Source organism: Streptomyces sp. NPDC038280 (genome assembly GCF_055600045.1).
This window is the reverse complement of the sequence record NZ_JBVJYZ010000002.1, coordinates 27,370-42,524: the sequence shown is the minus strand read 5'-3', so window position 1 is coordinate 42,524 and position 15,155 is coordinate 27,370. Positions and strand designations below refer to the sequence as shown.

The following is a 15,155-nucleotide window of genomic DNA, read 5'->3' as shown; positions in this document are numbered from 1 at the left end:
CACCCTTTCCGTCGTACAAACCCTCTTGCCCGTCGGCCCGGCTCAGCCCTGCTGGCGCGACGGGCGGCGAACAAGGCCCCTCAGCCGGTCGGCCGCCCGGCGCCGCCGCGCCGCCCAGCCGTCCCACAGCGCCGTCCAGCGCTCGGAGACGGCCCACACCACCCGGACGGATGAGCGCGGAGCGAGCAGTGCCCGCAGCCGGCCCGCACGGCCCGCCACGGCGTCCAGCCCAGCCGCCACCAGGGCGACGTCCTCGGCGAGACCGGTCCCCGGACGGGGCTCCGGCGCGTACAGCACCTGCTCCACCGCCCTGGCCACGCGATGCACGGCATTGGCAGGGTCCCCGTCGAGCCGGCCCAGCCGCACGATGCGAGCGGCCGTCCTCCGGGGGGTCTGCGACTCGTCGGGCGTGACGCCATGGTCCCAGGCGGTGTCGATGATCTCCTGCCAGGCCGCCAGCGTCCGGGCCACCCCGTCCGCCGCCGAACGGCCCGTGGAGCCGAGGCGCCGGGCCCGGACCGCCCTGCGCCAGAGCAGGGGCAGCAAGGGCACCAGCAGCACCAGGGCCACGCCGAGCGTCACCAGGACGATCGTCCCGGCCGGAGTTCCGGCGTCGTCCGACGGCAGGGCGCCCTGCGGGGTCGGTCCACCGCACTCCCCGATGCGGCGCAGCTCCGCCGGGCAGCTCTCCGACGACGACGGCGCGCTGGACGGCGCTGCCGAGGCGCTCGACTCGGGAAGGGCCGGGCCGGTGGGCCCGCCCTCCGGCGTCTGCTCCCGGGTGTACTGCGGCACGGTGCCCCGCGTCGGCGTCGGCTCGAAGCGGGTCCAGCCGACGCCCTCGAAGTACAGCTCGGGCCAGGCGTGCGCGTCCCGGTTCGTGACCGACATGGCCCCGTCGGCGACCGGGCTGCCCGGTGTGAAGCCGACCGCGACCCGGGCCGGAATCCCCAGCGTCCGGGCCATCGCGGCCATCGAGAAGGAGAAGTGGATGCAGAAGCCCTCCTTCTGCTTGAGGAAACGGGAGATCGCCTGGACTCCCGTGCCCGACGCCACCTCGGTGTCGTAGCTGAACCCGCCGTCGACCGCGAACCAGTCCTGGAGCTTCACCGCACGCTCGTAGTCGTTGGCCGCCCCCTTGGTCACCTGGAGCGCCCTGGACTTCACGTCCGCGGGCAGCGAGTCGGGGACCTTGGTGTACTCGCGCAGCAGCGCGCCCGGCACGGGAGACGCCGTGGCCAGCTGCTCGGCCGTCGGGTTCACCCGCAGGCTGGTGACCTGGTACTGCGCGCCCTTGGTGCTCTGACCGTCGTCACCGACGAGCATCCGACCCGCCGGCTCGTAGCGCCAGCGTCCCCCGATCATCACGGACATCGCCGGGTAGGGCAGCGGCAGCCACTTCTGCTCATAGGCGCGCGCCGCCGAGATGTTCGTCCTGATCTCGGTCGTGCCGATGGAGCCGCGCAGGCCGTCCGGCCGGGGGAGCTGCTTCGGCACGTCCTGGATGGGGCGGACCGACGACTTCCAGGACGTGCCGTCGAACTGGTCCAGCGCGACGAGCCGCAGATACAGGTCCGAGGTGTCACCGGCGTTGGTCCGGTACCGCAGCCACTCGGTCTGCTGCGCCTGGTTGAGGCTGTCCTGCAGGGACACCAGCGGGTTGACGGCGGAGATCATGCCGCCGTTTCCGGAGCCGTTCCCCTTGCCCGAACCGCCGAGGAGCCCGCCGCTCAGCGCGGGCAGCGCCGCCGGTACGACCAGCGCGATGCCGAGCGCGAGGACGCCGATGCGGCGCCCGGTGCGGACCGGGGCGAGTGCCGGGCCGCTCGCCATGTCGAAGCCGCCCGAGGCTCCAGCGGACCTGGGCGCACCACCGAAGACCCGCCCCCACTGCGAGAGCCGGTCGCGGCTCTCGGCCAGGAGCAGCAGCAGATAGCCGGTGGCGGCCAGCAGGAACCAGAACCAGCTCGCGCCGCCGCCCCCGAGGCCGGCGGCCACCGAGTACAGGGCGAGCAGCGGCAGCCCGGCCGGCGCGGCGCTGCGGAAGGTCACCGCCAGGGCGTCCACCGCGAGGCCGATCACCACCACACCACCGACGACCATCAGCAGGATGCCGTCGGTGGCGGGCGCGGGGGTCGCGTACTGCCCGACGTCGTCCGCGCCCGCGCTCAGCAGGACGCCGAACTGCTGGAAGACCCCGGGACCGGGCAGCACCCCGAGCACCGCCTGCTCGCGGGCGAAGAACACCGTCAGCAGCAGCAGCGAGACGACGGCCTGGAGCGTGACCGTCAGGGCCCGGGCCAGCGGCACCCGCCGCGTCACCGCGCCGACGCCGCTCTGGACCGCCAGCAGGAACGCCGCCTGGACGATCCAGGCCGCTTCGTCGACCAGCGGCAACAGCGCGCCCGCCGCCATCAGCGTGGCGGCGAAGGCGCAGAGCGTCAGCCTCCCGCGACCGCTCATGACCATCCCCCAGAGAGTTCCGTCGTGCCACCGGCCGGAGCACCGGCGTCGGTGCCCTCCCGACCCGCACTGCGCCACAGGTCGGCGAGCGGCGTCCCGGGCCGCACGGCCATCGCCGTCCACCCCGCCTCGCGCAGCTGCCGCAGCCGCTCGGAGACCGCACCGGACACCGCGCCGCCCGTCAGCCACGTCCCGCTGTCCAGGAGGAAGGCGACGGCCGCGCCACTGCGCCGCCGCATCCGTGCGACCACGGCCGCCTGCTCCTCGTCCAGATCGCCGAAGAAGGCGACCAACAGACCTTCGTTGCCACCGCGGAGCACGTCGTACGCGCGGGAGAGCCCGGCCCCCTCGGAGTGGTCGACGACCGCGAGGGTGTCCATCAGCAGGCCCGCCGCCTCGGCGGACTGCTGATTCGAGCCGGCGAAACCGTCGGAGCCGTCACCGGGCACAGCGCTGCCCGTGTCCGTCACCAGACGCACCGCGAAGCCCCGCTCCAGCATGTGCACCAGCGCGGACGCCGCGCCCGACACCGCCCACTCGAACGCGGAGTCCGGCCCCGCGCCCTGGTAGGCGATCCGACGGGTGTCCAGCAGGACCGTGCACCGTGCGCGCTGCGGCTGCTCCTCGCGGCGCACCATCAGTTCGCCGTAGCGGGCGGTGGAGCGCCAGTGGACGCGGCGCAGGTCGTCGCCGTGCCGGTACGTGCGCGGGATGACGTCGTCGTCGCCGGCCAGCGCCAGCGAACGCTGCCGTCCGTCGCCGTACCCGGCGGCCTCGCCCGCGAGCCGCACCGGCGGCAGCGGTTCGGTCCGGGGGATGACGGTGAGCGTGTCGTACGAGCTGAAGGCGCGGGTCAGTTCGCACATCCCGAACGGGTCGCTCAGGCGCAGCTGCAGCGGACCGAGTGGATACTGGCCGCGCAGGTCGGAGCGGACCCGGTAGGACACCTCGCGCCGGCCGCCCGCCTCCACCCGGTCGAGGACGAACCGGGGCCGCGGTCCCAGGACGTACGGCACGTGGTCCTGGAGCATCAGCAGGCCCGTGGGCAGCCGCGAGACGTTGTCCATCCGCAGATGCACCCGGGCCTCGGAGCCCGCCGGCACCCGCTGTGGAGCCAGCCGCCGGCTGCTCGCCACCCGGTAGCGCGTGCGGTACAGCACGGCCACACACACCAGTGGCAGCACCGCGAGCAGCAGCCCGACCCGCAGCAGGTCGCCCTGGCCCAGGACATAGGCGCAGATCGCCGCCGCGATCCCGGCGGCGAGGAAGGACCGGCCGCGGGTCGTCAGACCACCGAGAGCGGCCCGCAGACCGCCCTTGCCCCTGCCCTCGCCGTCCGGGGCCTCGGCCCCGCCGGCCGCCATCACAGCCGCCGTACGCCGGGGTGCTGCTGGCCGTAGAGCGGGCCCCCGGGCGCCGAGGGCGGTGTCGCCGCGGGCACGGGGGTGCGCTGGAGGATGTCGAGGACGACCTGCTCCGCGGTGCGCCGGTTCAGCTGTGCCTGGGCGGTGGGCAGCAGTCGGTGCGCGAGCACGGGCACGGCCAGGGCCTGGATGTCGTCGGGAAGCGCGTACTCCCGCCCGCTGAGCGCGGCCGTCGCCTTCGCGGCGCGCAACAGGTGCAGGGTGGCGCGCGGGGACGCGCCGAGTCTCAGGTCGGGGTGGGTCCGGGTCGCGGCGACCACGTCCACCGCGTACCTCCTGACCGCGTCGGCCACATGGACCGAGCGCACCGCTTCGATGAGCTTGAGGATGTCGTGGGCGTGTGCCACCGGCTGGAGGTCGTCGAGCGGGGACACCGCGCCGTGCACGTCCAGCATCTGCAGCTCGGCCTCGGCGCTCGGGTAGCCGATGGACACCCGGGCCATGAAGCGGTCGCGCTGCGCCTCGGGCAGCGGGTAGGTGCCCTCCATCTCCACCGGGTTCTGGGTGGCCACCACCATGAACGGCGTGGGCAGCTCGTAGGTCTGCCCGTCGATGGTGACCTGACGCTCCTCCATCGACTCCAGCAGCGCCGACTGCGTCTTGGGCGAGGCGCGGTTGATCTCGTCGCCGATCACGATCTGGGCGAAGATCGCGCCGGGCTTGAACTCGAAGTCACGCCGCTGCTGGTCGTAGATCGAGACACCGGTGATGTCCGACGGCAGCAGGTCGGGCGTGAACTGGATGCGCCGCACCGAGCAGTCGATGGAGCGCGCGAGGGCCTTGGCCAGCATGGTCTTGCCCACGCCGGGGACGTCCTCGAGCAGGAGGTGCCCCTCGGCGAGCAGCACGGTCAGCGCCGTGCGTACGACCTCCGGCTTGCCCTCGATCACACTCTCCACCGACATGCGGACACGCTCCGCTGTGGTGGTCAGATCTGTGAGGCTCGCTCGATCGTCATAGGTCGTCACCCGGCCCTCCTCGGCCCGTTCCACGGGCCGAAGCGCAACAGACGGCCCGGCCCACCCCAAAACAACACCTGGCCCGGGTCGTTCCGGGGGGTGTCACACCCGCATTCTTGTTGCCGTTGCCGCGTTGTGTCACTCGCCTGTGGACAACGGGGTGGGATATGTCGGGGTTGCCGTGGTTTCTGCCCTCGGCCCTCGCGAAAATCCGAGTGTAAGGATCACTCCGTGGGGTCGATCTCCCGCACCAGGCCGGTGGTCACGTCGAAGACGAAGCCGCGCACATCGTCGGTGTGGACCAGGAACGGGGAGGTCCGCACCCGCTGCATCGACTGCCGTACGTCCTGGTCGACGTCGCGGAAGGCCTCGACCGCCCACGACGGCCGCTGCCCGACCTCGTCCTCGAGCTCGTGGCGGAAGTCCTCGGTGAGGGACTCCAGGCCGCAGTTCGTGTGGTGCACGAGCATCACGCTGCGCGTGCCGAGGGCGCGCTGGCTGATGGTGAGGGAGCGGATCACGTCGTCGGTGACCACACCGCCGGCGTTGCGGATCGTGTGGCAGTCACCGAGTTGGAGGCCGAGCGCGGCGTGCAGGTCGAGCCTGGCGTCCATGCAGGCGACCACGGCCACCTGGAGCACCGGCCGTGCGTCCATTCCCGGGTTCGTGAATTTGGCGGCATAGCGCGCGTTCGCCTCGACGAGACGGTCGGTGACCGTGCCGCCGGTGCGTATCGCGTCGGCGGGGGAGTGCGCGGAAGTCGACATGCCTAAGACGTTAATGGTCACAGGGGCTGGGGTCCTGCTGTGAGAGCGGACAAAAAACGTCAATGAGCGTTGTTGTGAGGTAATCCACAGGTGCACATAGGGGTCACCCGAACGGGTGCGGTGTCCCGATCGTCCTCTTGGTCCAGACGCCCCCGGCGACGCGCTGGCCGGTTGATTGACCGCGTGGGCCAGTGGACTAAAGTGACGCGAAGTTCACGGAGACATTGAGCATTTTCCGCAGTTTCTCCCCCGCGTGTGCGGCGAAACGTGCGGCTCGGCCTCCTCCCGCTCGCCGGTCGGCCGACGCCCTTTCCCGGCGCCGGCGGGCCTGTCCTTCCCGAGCGGGGTGGGGACCCGGCAGTACGTACGTCGCGCCGGATCTGAGAGGGCCCATTGAGCGACTCCCGACACGTCCCGGTGATGCTCCAGCGGTGCCTGGACATGTTGGCCCCGGCTCTGCGGCGCCCGGGAGCGGTGGTCGTCGACTGCACGCTCGGCCTCGGCGGTCACAGCGAGGCGCTGCTCCAGCAGTTCCCCGAGGCGCGTCTGATCGCGCTCGACCGTGACAAGGAGGCCCTGCGGCTCTCCGGCGAACGTCTCGCCCCCTTCGGTGACCGGGCCACCCTGGTCCACGCCGTCTACGACGAACTGCCCGAGGTACTGGAACGTCTGGACACCCCCAAGGTCGACGGCATCCTCTTCGACCTCGGTGTCTCCTCGATGCAGCTCGACGAGGCGGACCGCGGCTTCGCCTACGCGCAGGACGCCCCGCTCGACATGCGGATGGACCAGACGACCGGGGTGAGCGCCGCCGAGGTGCTCAACACCTACCCGGCGGGCGAGCTGGTGCGGATCCTGCGGTCGTACGGTGAGGAGAAGCAGGCCAAGCGGATCGTCTCCGCGATCGTGCGCGAGCGCGAGAAGGAGCCGTTCTCCTCCAGCGCCCGGCTGGTCGAGCTGATCCGCGACTCCCTGCCGCAGGCCGCCAAGCGCACCGGGGGCAACCCCGCGAAGCGCACCTTCCAGGCCCTGCGCATCGAGGTCAACGGCGAGCTGACCGTCCTGGAGCGGGCGATCCCCGCCGCCGTGGAGGCGCTCGCCGTGGGCGGCCGGATCGCCGTCCTCTCGTACCACTCACTGGAGGACCGGCTGGTCAAGCAGGTCTTCGCGGCGGGCGCGGCCACGACCGCGCCGCCCGGTCTGCCGGTCGTGCCGGAGCGCTACCAGCCGCGGCTGAAGCTCCTCACGCGCGGCGCCGAGCTCCCCACGGAGGAGGAGGTCGCGGAGAACCGGCGAGCGGCCCCCGCGCGGCTCAGGGGCGCGGAGCGCATCAGGGAGTCTGTGTGACGAAAGGGGTCAAGGGGGGCAAGGAGTCGCTGAAGGGGCCGGCCGCGCGGCTGTCGCGGCTGATGCCGTCCGGGCCCACCGCCGCCGCCCGCACCCCCTTCGTCCTGCTCGTCGTCCTGCTGCTCGGCGGCGGCCTCATCACCCTCCTGCTGCTCAACTCCTCGCTCAACCAGGGGTCCTTCAAGCTGAGCGAGCTCAGGAAGCAGACCACCGAACTGACCGACGAGCAGCAGGCGCTCCAGCGGGACGTGGACGACTACTCCGCCCCCGACGCACTGGCGCGCCGCGCCAAGGAGCTCGGCATGGTCCCCGGGGGCAGTCCCGTCTTCCTCGACCCGGACGGCACCGTCCGCGGCCGGCCCGGCAAGGCCTCCGCGCCGCCCCCCGACCCGACGGCCTCGGCCGGCCCGCCGTCGGCTCCGGCCTCTCCGCCCGCCCAGGGCCGGCCGTCCGCGACCCCCTCGACCTCGCCCTCGACCTCCTCCTCGGCCAGGACGCCCTCCCAGAAGCCCGCAGCCCAGCAGCCCGCCCCGACGACCTCCGGCAGGTGACGCAGTGCCCCCGGCAGTGCCCCCGAAGGATCAGCCGCGCCGCCGCGTACCGGGCCCCGCACGCCCCCGGCCCGCCGCCCGCCCCGCCCAGCGCCGCCCCCGCCCGGCGGGCGGGCCGGCCGCCCGGCCGCGGACGATCCGCCTGGGCAGCCCCCGCCCCCGGCTCCGTCTGGTCAGCCTCGGTCTGACCTTGGTGATGCTGGCCTTCGTCCTGCGGCTCCTCCAGGTGCAGGCCGTCGACGCCTCCGCCTTCGCCGCCAAGGCGGAGAAGAACCGTTACCTGAGCCACACGCTGAGCGCGGAGCGAGGCGAGATCACCGACCGCTCCGGCATCGCCCTGGCCGCCAGCGTCGACGCGTACGACATCACCGCCGACCCGAAGATGTTCACCCCCGAGGACAGCAAGGTGCCCGACGCGCCCGAACAGGCCGCGGCCCTCCTCGCCCCCATCCTCGGCAAGGACCCCACCGAGCTCACGAAGAGGCTCAAGGCCCCCAAGTCCCGCTACACCGTGCTGGCGCGCCGTCAGACCCCCCAGGTCTGGAAGCAGATCAAGGACCTGAAATACGTCTTCGCCGAGAAGGCGCGCACCGGCAAGGCGACGGGCGGCACCGGAGTCAGCGTGCTCGCGGGCATCTTCAACGAGACCAGCAGCAAGCGCGTGTACCCCAACGGGCAGTTGGCCGCCGGGATACTGGGCTACGTCAACGCCGACGGCCGGGGCGGCGGCGGCCTGGAGTCCATGCTCGACGAGCAGCTGGCCGGCAAGGACGGCGAGATCACCTTCGCGCAGGCCGGCGGACGCCGGGTTCCCACCGCCGGAGCGCGCGAGACCCCGGCCGTCCCCGGCTCCGACATCGAGCTGACCATCGACCGGGACATCCAGTGGGCCGCCCAGCAGGCCATCACCGAGCAGGTGCAGAAGTCCAAGGCCGACCGCGGGTACGTGATAGTGCAGAACACCAGGACCGGCGAGGTCCTGGCCATGGCCAACGCCCCCGGCTTCGACCCCAACGACCTCTCGCAGGCCAACTCCGCCGCGATGGGCAACGCCGCGCTCCAGGACGTCTACGAGCCGGGTTCCACCAGCAAGGTGATGTCCATGGCCGCCGTCCTGGAAGAGGGCAAGGCGGCCCCCGACACCCATGTCACCGTCCCCAACCGGCTCCACCGCGGAGACCGGCTGTTCAAGGACGACATCGACCACCCGACCTGGTACCTGACGCTCAACGGCGTCCTCGCCAAGTCCAGCAACATCGGCACGATCCTGGCCAGCGGCCAGCTCGGCGACAACCAGGCCGAGGCCAACGAGGTCCTGTACTCCTACCTCCACAAGTTCGGCATCGGCAGGCCCTCCGGGCTCGGCTACCCGGGCGAGACCTCCGGCATCCTCGCCAGGCCGAAGAACTGGTCGACCTCGCAGCAGTACACGATCCCCTTCGGCCAGGGCCTCTCGCTCAACGCCATGCAGGCCGCGTCGGTGTACTCGACCATCGCCAACGGCGGCGTACGCATCGCGCCCACGCTGGTCCGCGGCACCCGCGGACCGGACGGGCGCTTCACCCCCGCCCCCGCCCCCGAGCAGACGCGGGTCGTCAGCGAGAAGACCGCCAAGACCCTCGCCCAGATGCTCGAATCCGTCGTCGGAAACGAAGAGGGCACCGGCACCAAGGCCGCCATCCCCGGCTACCGCGTCGCGGGCAAGACGGGAACGGCCAACCGCGTCGATCCGGCCACCGGCCGCTACAAGGGCTACACCGCCTCCTTCGCGGGCTTCGCCCCCGCCGACAACCCCCAGATCACCGTCTACTGCGCCATCCAGAACCCCACCAAGGGCAGTTACTTCGGCGGTCAGATCTGCGGACCCATCTACAAGAAGGTCATGGAGTTCGCCCTCAAGACCCTGCACATCCCCCCGACCGGCACGCAGCCGCCCCGGCTGCCGGTCACCTTCAAGCCCAGTGCGTGAGCCCGCGGGAGGCACCAGTGACAACGATCACCCCGGAACCCGGGAACCGGAATCCCCGCCACGAGGCCCCGGGGGCCTCATTTCGCCCTGCGCCCGGTGGGCCCGGTACGCTCACCGCCGTGCCACACGCTGATCAGTACCGAACCGCCCCGCCCCGCCCGGACCAGGTCCGCCCGACCCCCCTCGGTGACCTGGCCGCCCGGCTCGGTGTCGAGACGCCGGGCAGCGCCGAGGTCACCGGCATCACCCACGACTCACGGGCGGTACGCCCCGGGGACGTGTACGCCGCACTGCCCGGCGCCCGGCTCCACGGCGCCGACTTCGCCGACCAGGCCGCAGGCCTCGGAGCCGTCGCGATCCTCACCGACCGGACCGGCGCCGAGCGCGCCGCCGCCACGGGCCTGCCGGTCCTGGTCGCCGACGATCCGCGCGGCCGGATGGGCGAGCTCGCCGCCGAGATCTACGACCGGCCGGGCGACGACCTCCTCCAGATCGGCATCACCGGCACCTCCGGCAAGACCACCACGGCCTACCTCGTGGAAGGCGGCCTGAGGGCGGCCGGCCGCAGGACCGGGCTGATCGGCACGGTCGAGATGCGCATCGGCGACGAACGCATCAAGTCCGAGCGGACCACCCCCGAAGCCACCGACCTCCAGGCACTGTTCGCGGTCATGCGCGAACGCGGCGTCGAATCGGTCGCCATGGAGGTCTCCAGCCACGCCCTGGTGCTCGGCCGCGTCGACGGATGCGTCTTCGACGTCGCCGTCTTCAACAACCTCAGCCCGGAACACATGGAGTTCCACTCCGACATGGAGGACTACTTCCGGGCCAAGGCGCAGCTGTTCACCCCGCAGCGCTCCCGCGAAGCGGTCGTCAACCTCGACGACGAGTACGGCAGGAGGCTCGTGAAGGAGGCGACTGTCCCGGTCACCACCTTCTCCGCCGAGGGCCACCCGGACGCCGACTGGCGCGCCGAGGGCACCGATCTGCGGCAGGACAGCAGCACGTTCACCGTCGTCGGCCCGAAGGGCGAGCGGATCTCCGCCACCGCCCCGCTGCCCGGCGCGTTCAACGTCGCCAACACGCTCGCCGCCGTGGTCACCCTCGCCGTCGCCGGAGTCGACCCGCAGACCGCGGCGGACGGCATCGCCGCCGTCCCCGGCGTCCCCGGCCGCCTGGAGCGCGTCGACGCCGGCCAGCCGTACCTCGCGGTCGTCGACTACGCCCACAAGACGGACGCCGTCGAATCGGTCCTGCGATCCCTGCGCAAGGTCACCGAGGGCAGGATCCACGTCGTCATCGGCTGCGGCGGCGACCGCGACACCACCAAGCGGCGTCCCATGGGCGCCGCCGCGGCACGCCTCGCCGACACCGCCGTACTGACCTCCGACAACCCCCGCTCCGAGGACCCCCTCGCCATCCTCGCCGCGATGCTCGCCGGCGCCGCCGAAGTGCCCGTGCACGAGCGCGGCGACGTGCTCGTCGACGCCGACCGCGCCGCCGCGATCGCCGCGGCCGTCGCCCGGGCGGAGCCCGGCGACACCGTCCTCGTCGCGGGCAAGGGCCATGAACAGGGCCAGGACATCCACGGAGTGGTACGCCCCTTCGACGACCGCCAGGTCCTGCGCGAGGCCATCGTGGCCCGTGCAGCCGGCCAGGAACGCCCGGCGGAGCGCGCCCATCGACCCGAGAACAGTCAGGGATAAGTTGTGATCGCCCTCTCCCTCGCCGAGATCGCCGCCATCGTCGGCGGGCAGTCGTACGACATACCGGATGAGACCGTCCAGGTCACCGGGCCCGTCGTCATCGACTCCCGTGAGGTGGAGACCGGCAGCCTCTTCGCCGCCTTCGTCGGTGAACAGGTCGACGGCCACGACTACGCGCAACGCGCCTTCGACGCGGGCGCCGTGGCCGTCCTGGCCGCCCGGCCCGTCGGCGTCCCGGCCCTCGTCGTCGACGACGTCCAGCGAGCGCTCGGCGCGCTCGCGCGCGCCGTCGTCGAACGCCTGGGCACCGACGTCGTCGCCCTCACCGGCTCGGCGGGCAAGACCTCCACCAAGGACCTGATCGCCCAGGTCCTGCAGAGCCACGCCCCGACCGTCTGGACGCCCGGCTCCCTCAACAACGAGATCGGGCTGCCCCTCACGGCGCTGCGCGCGACCGGGGAGACCCGGCACCTCGTCCTGGAGATGGGCGCGCGCGGCATCGGCCACATCCGGTACCTCACCGGTCTGACGCCCCCGCGCATCGGCGTCGTACTCAACGTCGGAACCGCGCACATCGGCGAGTTCGGCGGCCGTGAGCAGATCGCCGTGGCCAAGGGTGAGCTCGTCGAGTCCCTGCCGTCGGCGGACGAGGGCGGTGTGGCGGTCCTCAACGCCGACGACCCGCTCGTCCGTGCCATGGCGGCGCGGACGAAGGCGCGCGTGGTCCTCTTCGGAGAGGCCGACGAGGCCGCCGTACGTGCCGAGAATGTCCGTCTCACAGAGAATGGACAGCCTGCTTTCAAGCTTCACACACCCACCGGGTGCAGCGACGTGACCTTGCGCCTGTACGGTGAGCACCACGTGTCGAACGCGCTCGCCGCGGCCGCCGTCGCCCATGAGCTGGGCATGTCCGTCGACGAGATCGCCACCGCGCTCTCCGAGGCGGGCACCCTCTCCCGCTGGCGCATGGAGGTCACCGAGCGTGCGGACGGCGTGAAGGTCGTCAACGACGCCTACAACGCGAACCCCGAGTCCATGCGAGCCGCCCTGCGCGCGCTCGCGGCCATGGGCAAGGCCGCAGAGGCCCGAGGGGGTCGTACGTGGGCGGTGCTCGGTCCGATGGCCGAGCTCGGCGACTCTTCGCTCGCCGAGCACGACGCGGTCGGGCGGCTCGCCGTCCGGCTCAACGTCAGCAAGCTCGTCGCAGTCGGGGGCAGGGAAGCGTCCTGGCTGCAACTGGGCGCATATAACGAGGGTTCGTGGGGTGAGGAGTCGGTGCACGTGTCCGACGCGCGGGCGGCGGTCGACCTGTTGCGCAGTGAGCTGCGCCCGGGAGACGTCGTGCTGGTGAAGGCTTCCAGGTCGGTCGGGCTCGAGCGGGTCGCCCTGGCACTGCTCGAGAACACGGCGGCGTCCTTCGACAGCAGCGGAAAGGTCGCCGGACGATGAGGCAGATCCTCTTCGCGGGGGCCATCGGCCTCTTCCTCACCCTGGTCGGCACTCCGCTGCTGATCAAACTCCTGGCCCGCAAGGGATACGGGCAGTTCATCCGGGACGACGGCCCGCGCAGCCACGGCAGCAAGAAGGGCACGCCCACCATGGGCGGAATCTCCTTCATCCTGGCCACGCTGATCGCGTACGCGCTCGCCAAGGTCATCACCGGTGAGGACCCGACCTTCTCGGGTGTGCTGGTGCTCTTCCTGATGGCGGGCATGGGCCTGGTCGGCTTCCTGGACGACTACATCAAGATCGTCAAGCAGCGTTCGCTCGGTCTGCGGGCCAAGGCGAAGATGGCCGGCCAGCTGATCGTCGGCATCGCCTTCGCGGTGCTCTCCCTGCAGTTCGCCGATCTGCGCGGGCTCACCCCCGCCTCCACCAAGCTGTCCTTCATCACGGACTTCGGCTGGGCGATCGGGCCGGTGCTGTTCGTGGTGTGGGCGCTGTTCATGATTCTCGCGATGTCGAACGGCGTGAACCTGACGGACGGTCTGGACGGCCTGGCCACCGGCGCGTCGGTGATGGTCTTCGGCGCGTACACCTTCATCGGGCTGTGGCAGTTCCAGGAGTCCTGCGCCAACGCGGTGACCCTGACCAACCCCAACGCCTGCTTCGAGGTACGCGATCCGCTCGACCTGGCCGTCGTAGCCTCCGCGCTGATGGGCGCCTGCTTCGGCTTCCTGTGGTGGAACACCTCACCCGCCAAGATCTTCATGGGCGACACCGGCTCGCTGGCCCTCGGCGGCGCGCTCGCCGGTCTCGCCATCTGCTCCCGTACGGAGCTGCTGCTCGCCCTGCTCGGCGGCCTCTTCGTGATGATCACCATGTCCGTGGTCATCCAGGTCGGCTCGTTCAAGATGACCGGCAAGCGGGTCTTCCGGATGGCCCCCCTCCAGCACCACTTCGAACTCAAGGGGTGGTCCGAAGTCCTGGTGGTGGTCCGCTTCTGGATCATCCAGGGCATGTGCGTGATCGTGGGCCTCGGTCTCTTCTACGCGGGATGGGCAGCCGACAAGTGAGTACGCCGGACTGGCAGGGCAAGAAGGTCACCGTCGCCGGACTCGGGGTCAGCGGTATCCCCGCCGCCCGCGTCCTGCACGGCCTGGGCGCGATCGTCACCGTCGTCAACGACGGCGACGACGAACGGTCCCGGGCCCAGGCGGCGGAGCTGGAGGCCGAGGGGATCACCGTCCGCCTCGGCGACGGCGCCACCCTGCCGGCCGGCACCGAACTGATCGTCACCACCCCGGGATGGCAGCCCGGGAAGCCGCTCTTCGCGGCCGCCGCGGAGGCGGGCGTCGAGGTGTGGGGCGACGTCGAACTGGCCTGGCGGCTCAGGGGACCCGACGCGGCGCCCTGGCTCGCGGTCACCGGCACCAACGGCAAGACCACGACCGTGCGGATGCTCGCCTCGATCCTCGAGGCGGCCGGTCTGCGGACCGCGGCCGTCGGCAACATCGGCGTCTCGCTCCTCGACGCCGTCCTGGGCGAGGAGAGCTACGACGTCCTCGCCGTCGAACTCTCCAGCTACCAGCTGCACTGGGCGCCCTCCCTGCGCGCCCACTCCGGGGTCGTGCTCAACCTCGCCCCCGACCACCTCGACTGGCACGGCTCCATGGAGGCGTACGCCGCCGACAAGGGCCGTATCTACGAGGGCAACACGGTCGCGTGCGTCTACAACGTCGCCGACAGCGCCACCGAGGACCTGGTCCGCGAGGCCGACGTCGAGGAGGGCTGCCGCGCGATCGGCTTCACCCTCGGCACGCCCGGACCCTCCCAGCTCGGAGTCGTCGACGGGATCCTGGTCGACCGCGCCTTCGTCGAGAACCGGCAGAAGCAGGCCCAGGAACTCGCCGAGATCGGCGACGTCAACCCGCCGGCTCCGCACAACATCGCCAACGCGCTCGCCGCGGCCGCCCTGGCCCGCGCCTTCGGCGTCACGCCGGCCGCCGTACGGGACGGACTGCGGGCCTTCCGCCCGGACCCGCACCGCATCGAGCACGTCGAGGAGATCGACGGCGTCAACTACATCGACGACTCCAAGGCCACCAACACGCACGCGGCCGAAGCCTCCCTGGCGGCCTACGACCCGATCGTCTGGATCGCCGGAGGCCTCGCCAAGGGCGCGGCCTTCGACGAGATCGTCGAGAAGGCGGCGAAGCGTCTGCGCGGCGTCGTCCTCATCGGCGCCGACCGGGCCCTGATCAGCGAAGCCCTGGCGCGACACGCGCCCGAGGTCCCGGTCGTCGACCTCGACCGGACCGACACTGGGGCGATGTCCGCGGCGGTCCAGGAAGCGGCACGTCTCGCCCGGCCCGGAGACACGGTTCTGCTGGCCCCGGCCTGTGCCTCGATGGACATGTTCGTCAACTACAACAAGCGAGGCGAGGCGTTCGCGGACGCGGTCCGCGCTCTCGCCGCCACGCGCGGCTGACCAGCCATCAGGTCCGGCCGCGCCGGGCACGACTGGAG

General features: G+C 71.9%; 11 protein-coding genes. 7 read left to right on the top strand and 4 right to left on the bottom strand.

Features of this window, described 5'->3' with window-relative positions:
• Positions 1 to 42 precede the first annotated feature (42 nt).
• The 4 genes from ACZ7J0_RS05240 to ACZ7J0_RS05225 form a co-directional block, all read right to left on the bottom strand.
• Positions 43 to 2,463 carry a transglutaminase TgpA family protein gene (locus ACZ7J0_RS05240; RefSeq protein ID WP_470884201.1) on the bottom strand — a complete coding sequence of 807 codons (2,421 nt, stop codon included), beginning with the start codon at positions 2,461 to 2,463 and terminating at the stop codon, positions 43 to 45.
• The gene (locus ACZ7J0_RS05235) at positions 2,460 to 3,827 is read right to left on the bottom strand and encodes a DUF58 domain-containing protein (protein ID WP_470884200.1); all 1,368 of its coding nucleotides are present in this window, start codon (positions 3,825 to 3,827) and stop codon (positions 2,460 to 2,462) included. Before ACZ7J0_RS05235 ends, ACZ7J0_RS05240 begins: the two co-directional genes overlap by 4 nt.
• The gene (locus tag ACZ7J0_RS05230) at positions 3,827 to 4,855 is read right to left on the bottom strand and encodes an AAA family ATPase (RefSeq protein ID WP_470884198.1); all 1,029 of its coding nucleotides are present in this window, start codon (positions 4,853 to 4,855) and stop codon (positions 3,827 to 3,829) included. The genes ACZ7J0_RS05235 and ACZ7J0_RS05230 overlap by 1 nt, the downstream gene beginning before the upstream one ends.
• 215 nt (positions 4,856 to 5,070) lie before the next feature.
• Positions 5,071 to 5,613 carry a beta-class carbonic anhydrase gene (locus ACZ7J0_RS05225; protein WP_470884196.1) on the bottom strand — a complete coding sequence of 181 codons (543 nt, stop codon included), beginning with the start codon at positions 5,611 to 5,613 and terminating at the stop codon, positions 5,071 to 5,073.
• A 393-nt stretch (positions 5,614 to 6,006) separates the two neighbouring features.
• Here ACZ7J0_RS05225 and rsmH point away from each other — a divergent pair, with 393 nt between their 5' ends.
• From rsmH to murD, 7 genes are all read left to right on the top strand, one after another.
• Entirely contained in the window at positions 6,007 to 6,960 is a 954-nt protein-coding gene (rsmH, locus tag ACZ7J0_RS05220) for a 16S rRNA (cytosine(1402)-N(4))-methyltransferase RsmH (protein ID WP_470884194.1), read from the top strand.
• Between the two features lie 62 nt (positions 6,961 to 7,022).
• Positions 7,023 to 7,511, top strand: coding sequence for a cell division protein FtsL (ftsL, locus tag ACZ7J0_RS05215; protein WP_470885136.1), 489 nt, complete (start codon positions 7,023 to 7,025; stop codon positions 7,509 to 7,511).
• A gap of 16 nt (positions 7,512 to 7,527) precedes the next feature.
• Entirely contained in the window at positions 7,528 to 9,480 is a 1,953-nt protein-coding gene (locus tag ACZ7J0_RS05210; RefSeq protein ID WP_470885134.1) for a peptidoglycan D,D-transpeptidase FtsI family protein, read from the top strand.
• Positions 9,481 to 9,497: 17 nt separating this feature from the next.
• On the top strand, positions 9,498 to 11,186 hold the full coding sequence (locus tag ACZ7J0_RS05205) for a UDP-N-acetylmuramoyl-L-alanyl-D-glutamate--2,6-diaminopimelate ligase (protein ID WP_470884193.1): 1,689 nt from the start codon (positions 9,498 to 9,500) through the stop codon (positions 11,184 to 11,186).
• Positions 11,187 to 11,189: 3 nt separating this feature from the next.
• Entirely contained in the window at positions 11,190 to 12,635 is a 1,446-nt protein-coding gene (locus ACZ7J0_RS05200) for a UDP-N-acetylmuramoyl-tripeptide--D-alanyl-D-alanine ligase (RefSeq protein WP_470884191.1), read from the top strand.
• Entirely contained in the window at positions 12,632 to 13,702 is a 1,071-nt protein-coding gene (mraY, locus tag ACZ7J0_RS05195) for a phospho-N-acetylmuramoyl-pentapeptide-transferase (RefSeq protein ID WP_468704928.1), read from the top strand. The genes ACZ7J0_RS05200 and mraY overlap by 4 nt, the downstream gene beginning before the upstream one ends.
• Complete coding sequence (gene murD / locus ACZ7J0_RS05190; protein WP_470884189.1) at positions 13,699 to 15,117, top strand: UDP-N-acetylmuramoyl-L-alanine--D-glutamate ligase; 1,419 nt, start codon at positions 13,699 to 13,701, stop codon at positions 15,115 to 15,117. Before mraY ends, murD begins: the two co-directional genes overlap by 4 nt.
• Positions 15,118 to 15,155 lie beyond the last annotated feature (38 nt).

Coding starts and splice junctions, on each gene's coding strand:
- ACZ7J0_RS05240 (WP_470884201.1), bottom strand. CDS start 2,463: ATGAGCGGTCGCGGGAGGCTGACGCTCTGCGCCTTCGCCGCCACGCTG.
- ACZ7J0_RS05235 (WP_470884200.1), bottom strand. CDS start 3,827: ATGGCGGCCGGCGGGGCCGAGGCCCCGGACGGCGAGGGCAGGGGCAAG.
- ACZ7J0_RS05225 (WP_470884196.1), bottom strand. CDS start 5,613: ATGTCGACTTCCGCGCACTCCCCCGCCGACGCGATACGCACCGGCGGC.
- ftsL (WP_470885136.1), top strand. CDS start 7,023: ATGCCGTCCGGGCCCACCGCCGCCGCCCGCACCCCCTTCGTCCTGCTC.
- mraY (WP_468704928.1), top strand. CDS start 12,632: ATGAGGCAGATCCTCTTCGCGGGGGCCATCGGCCTCTTCCTCACCCTG.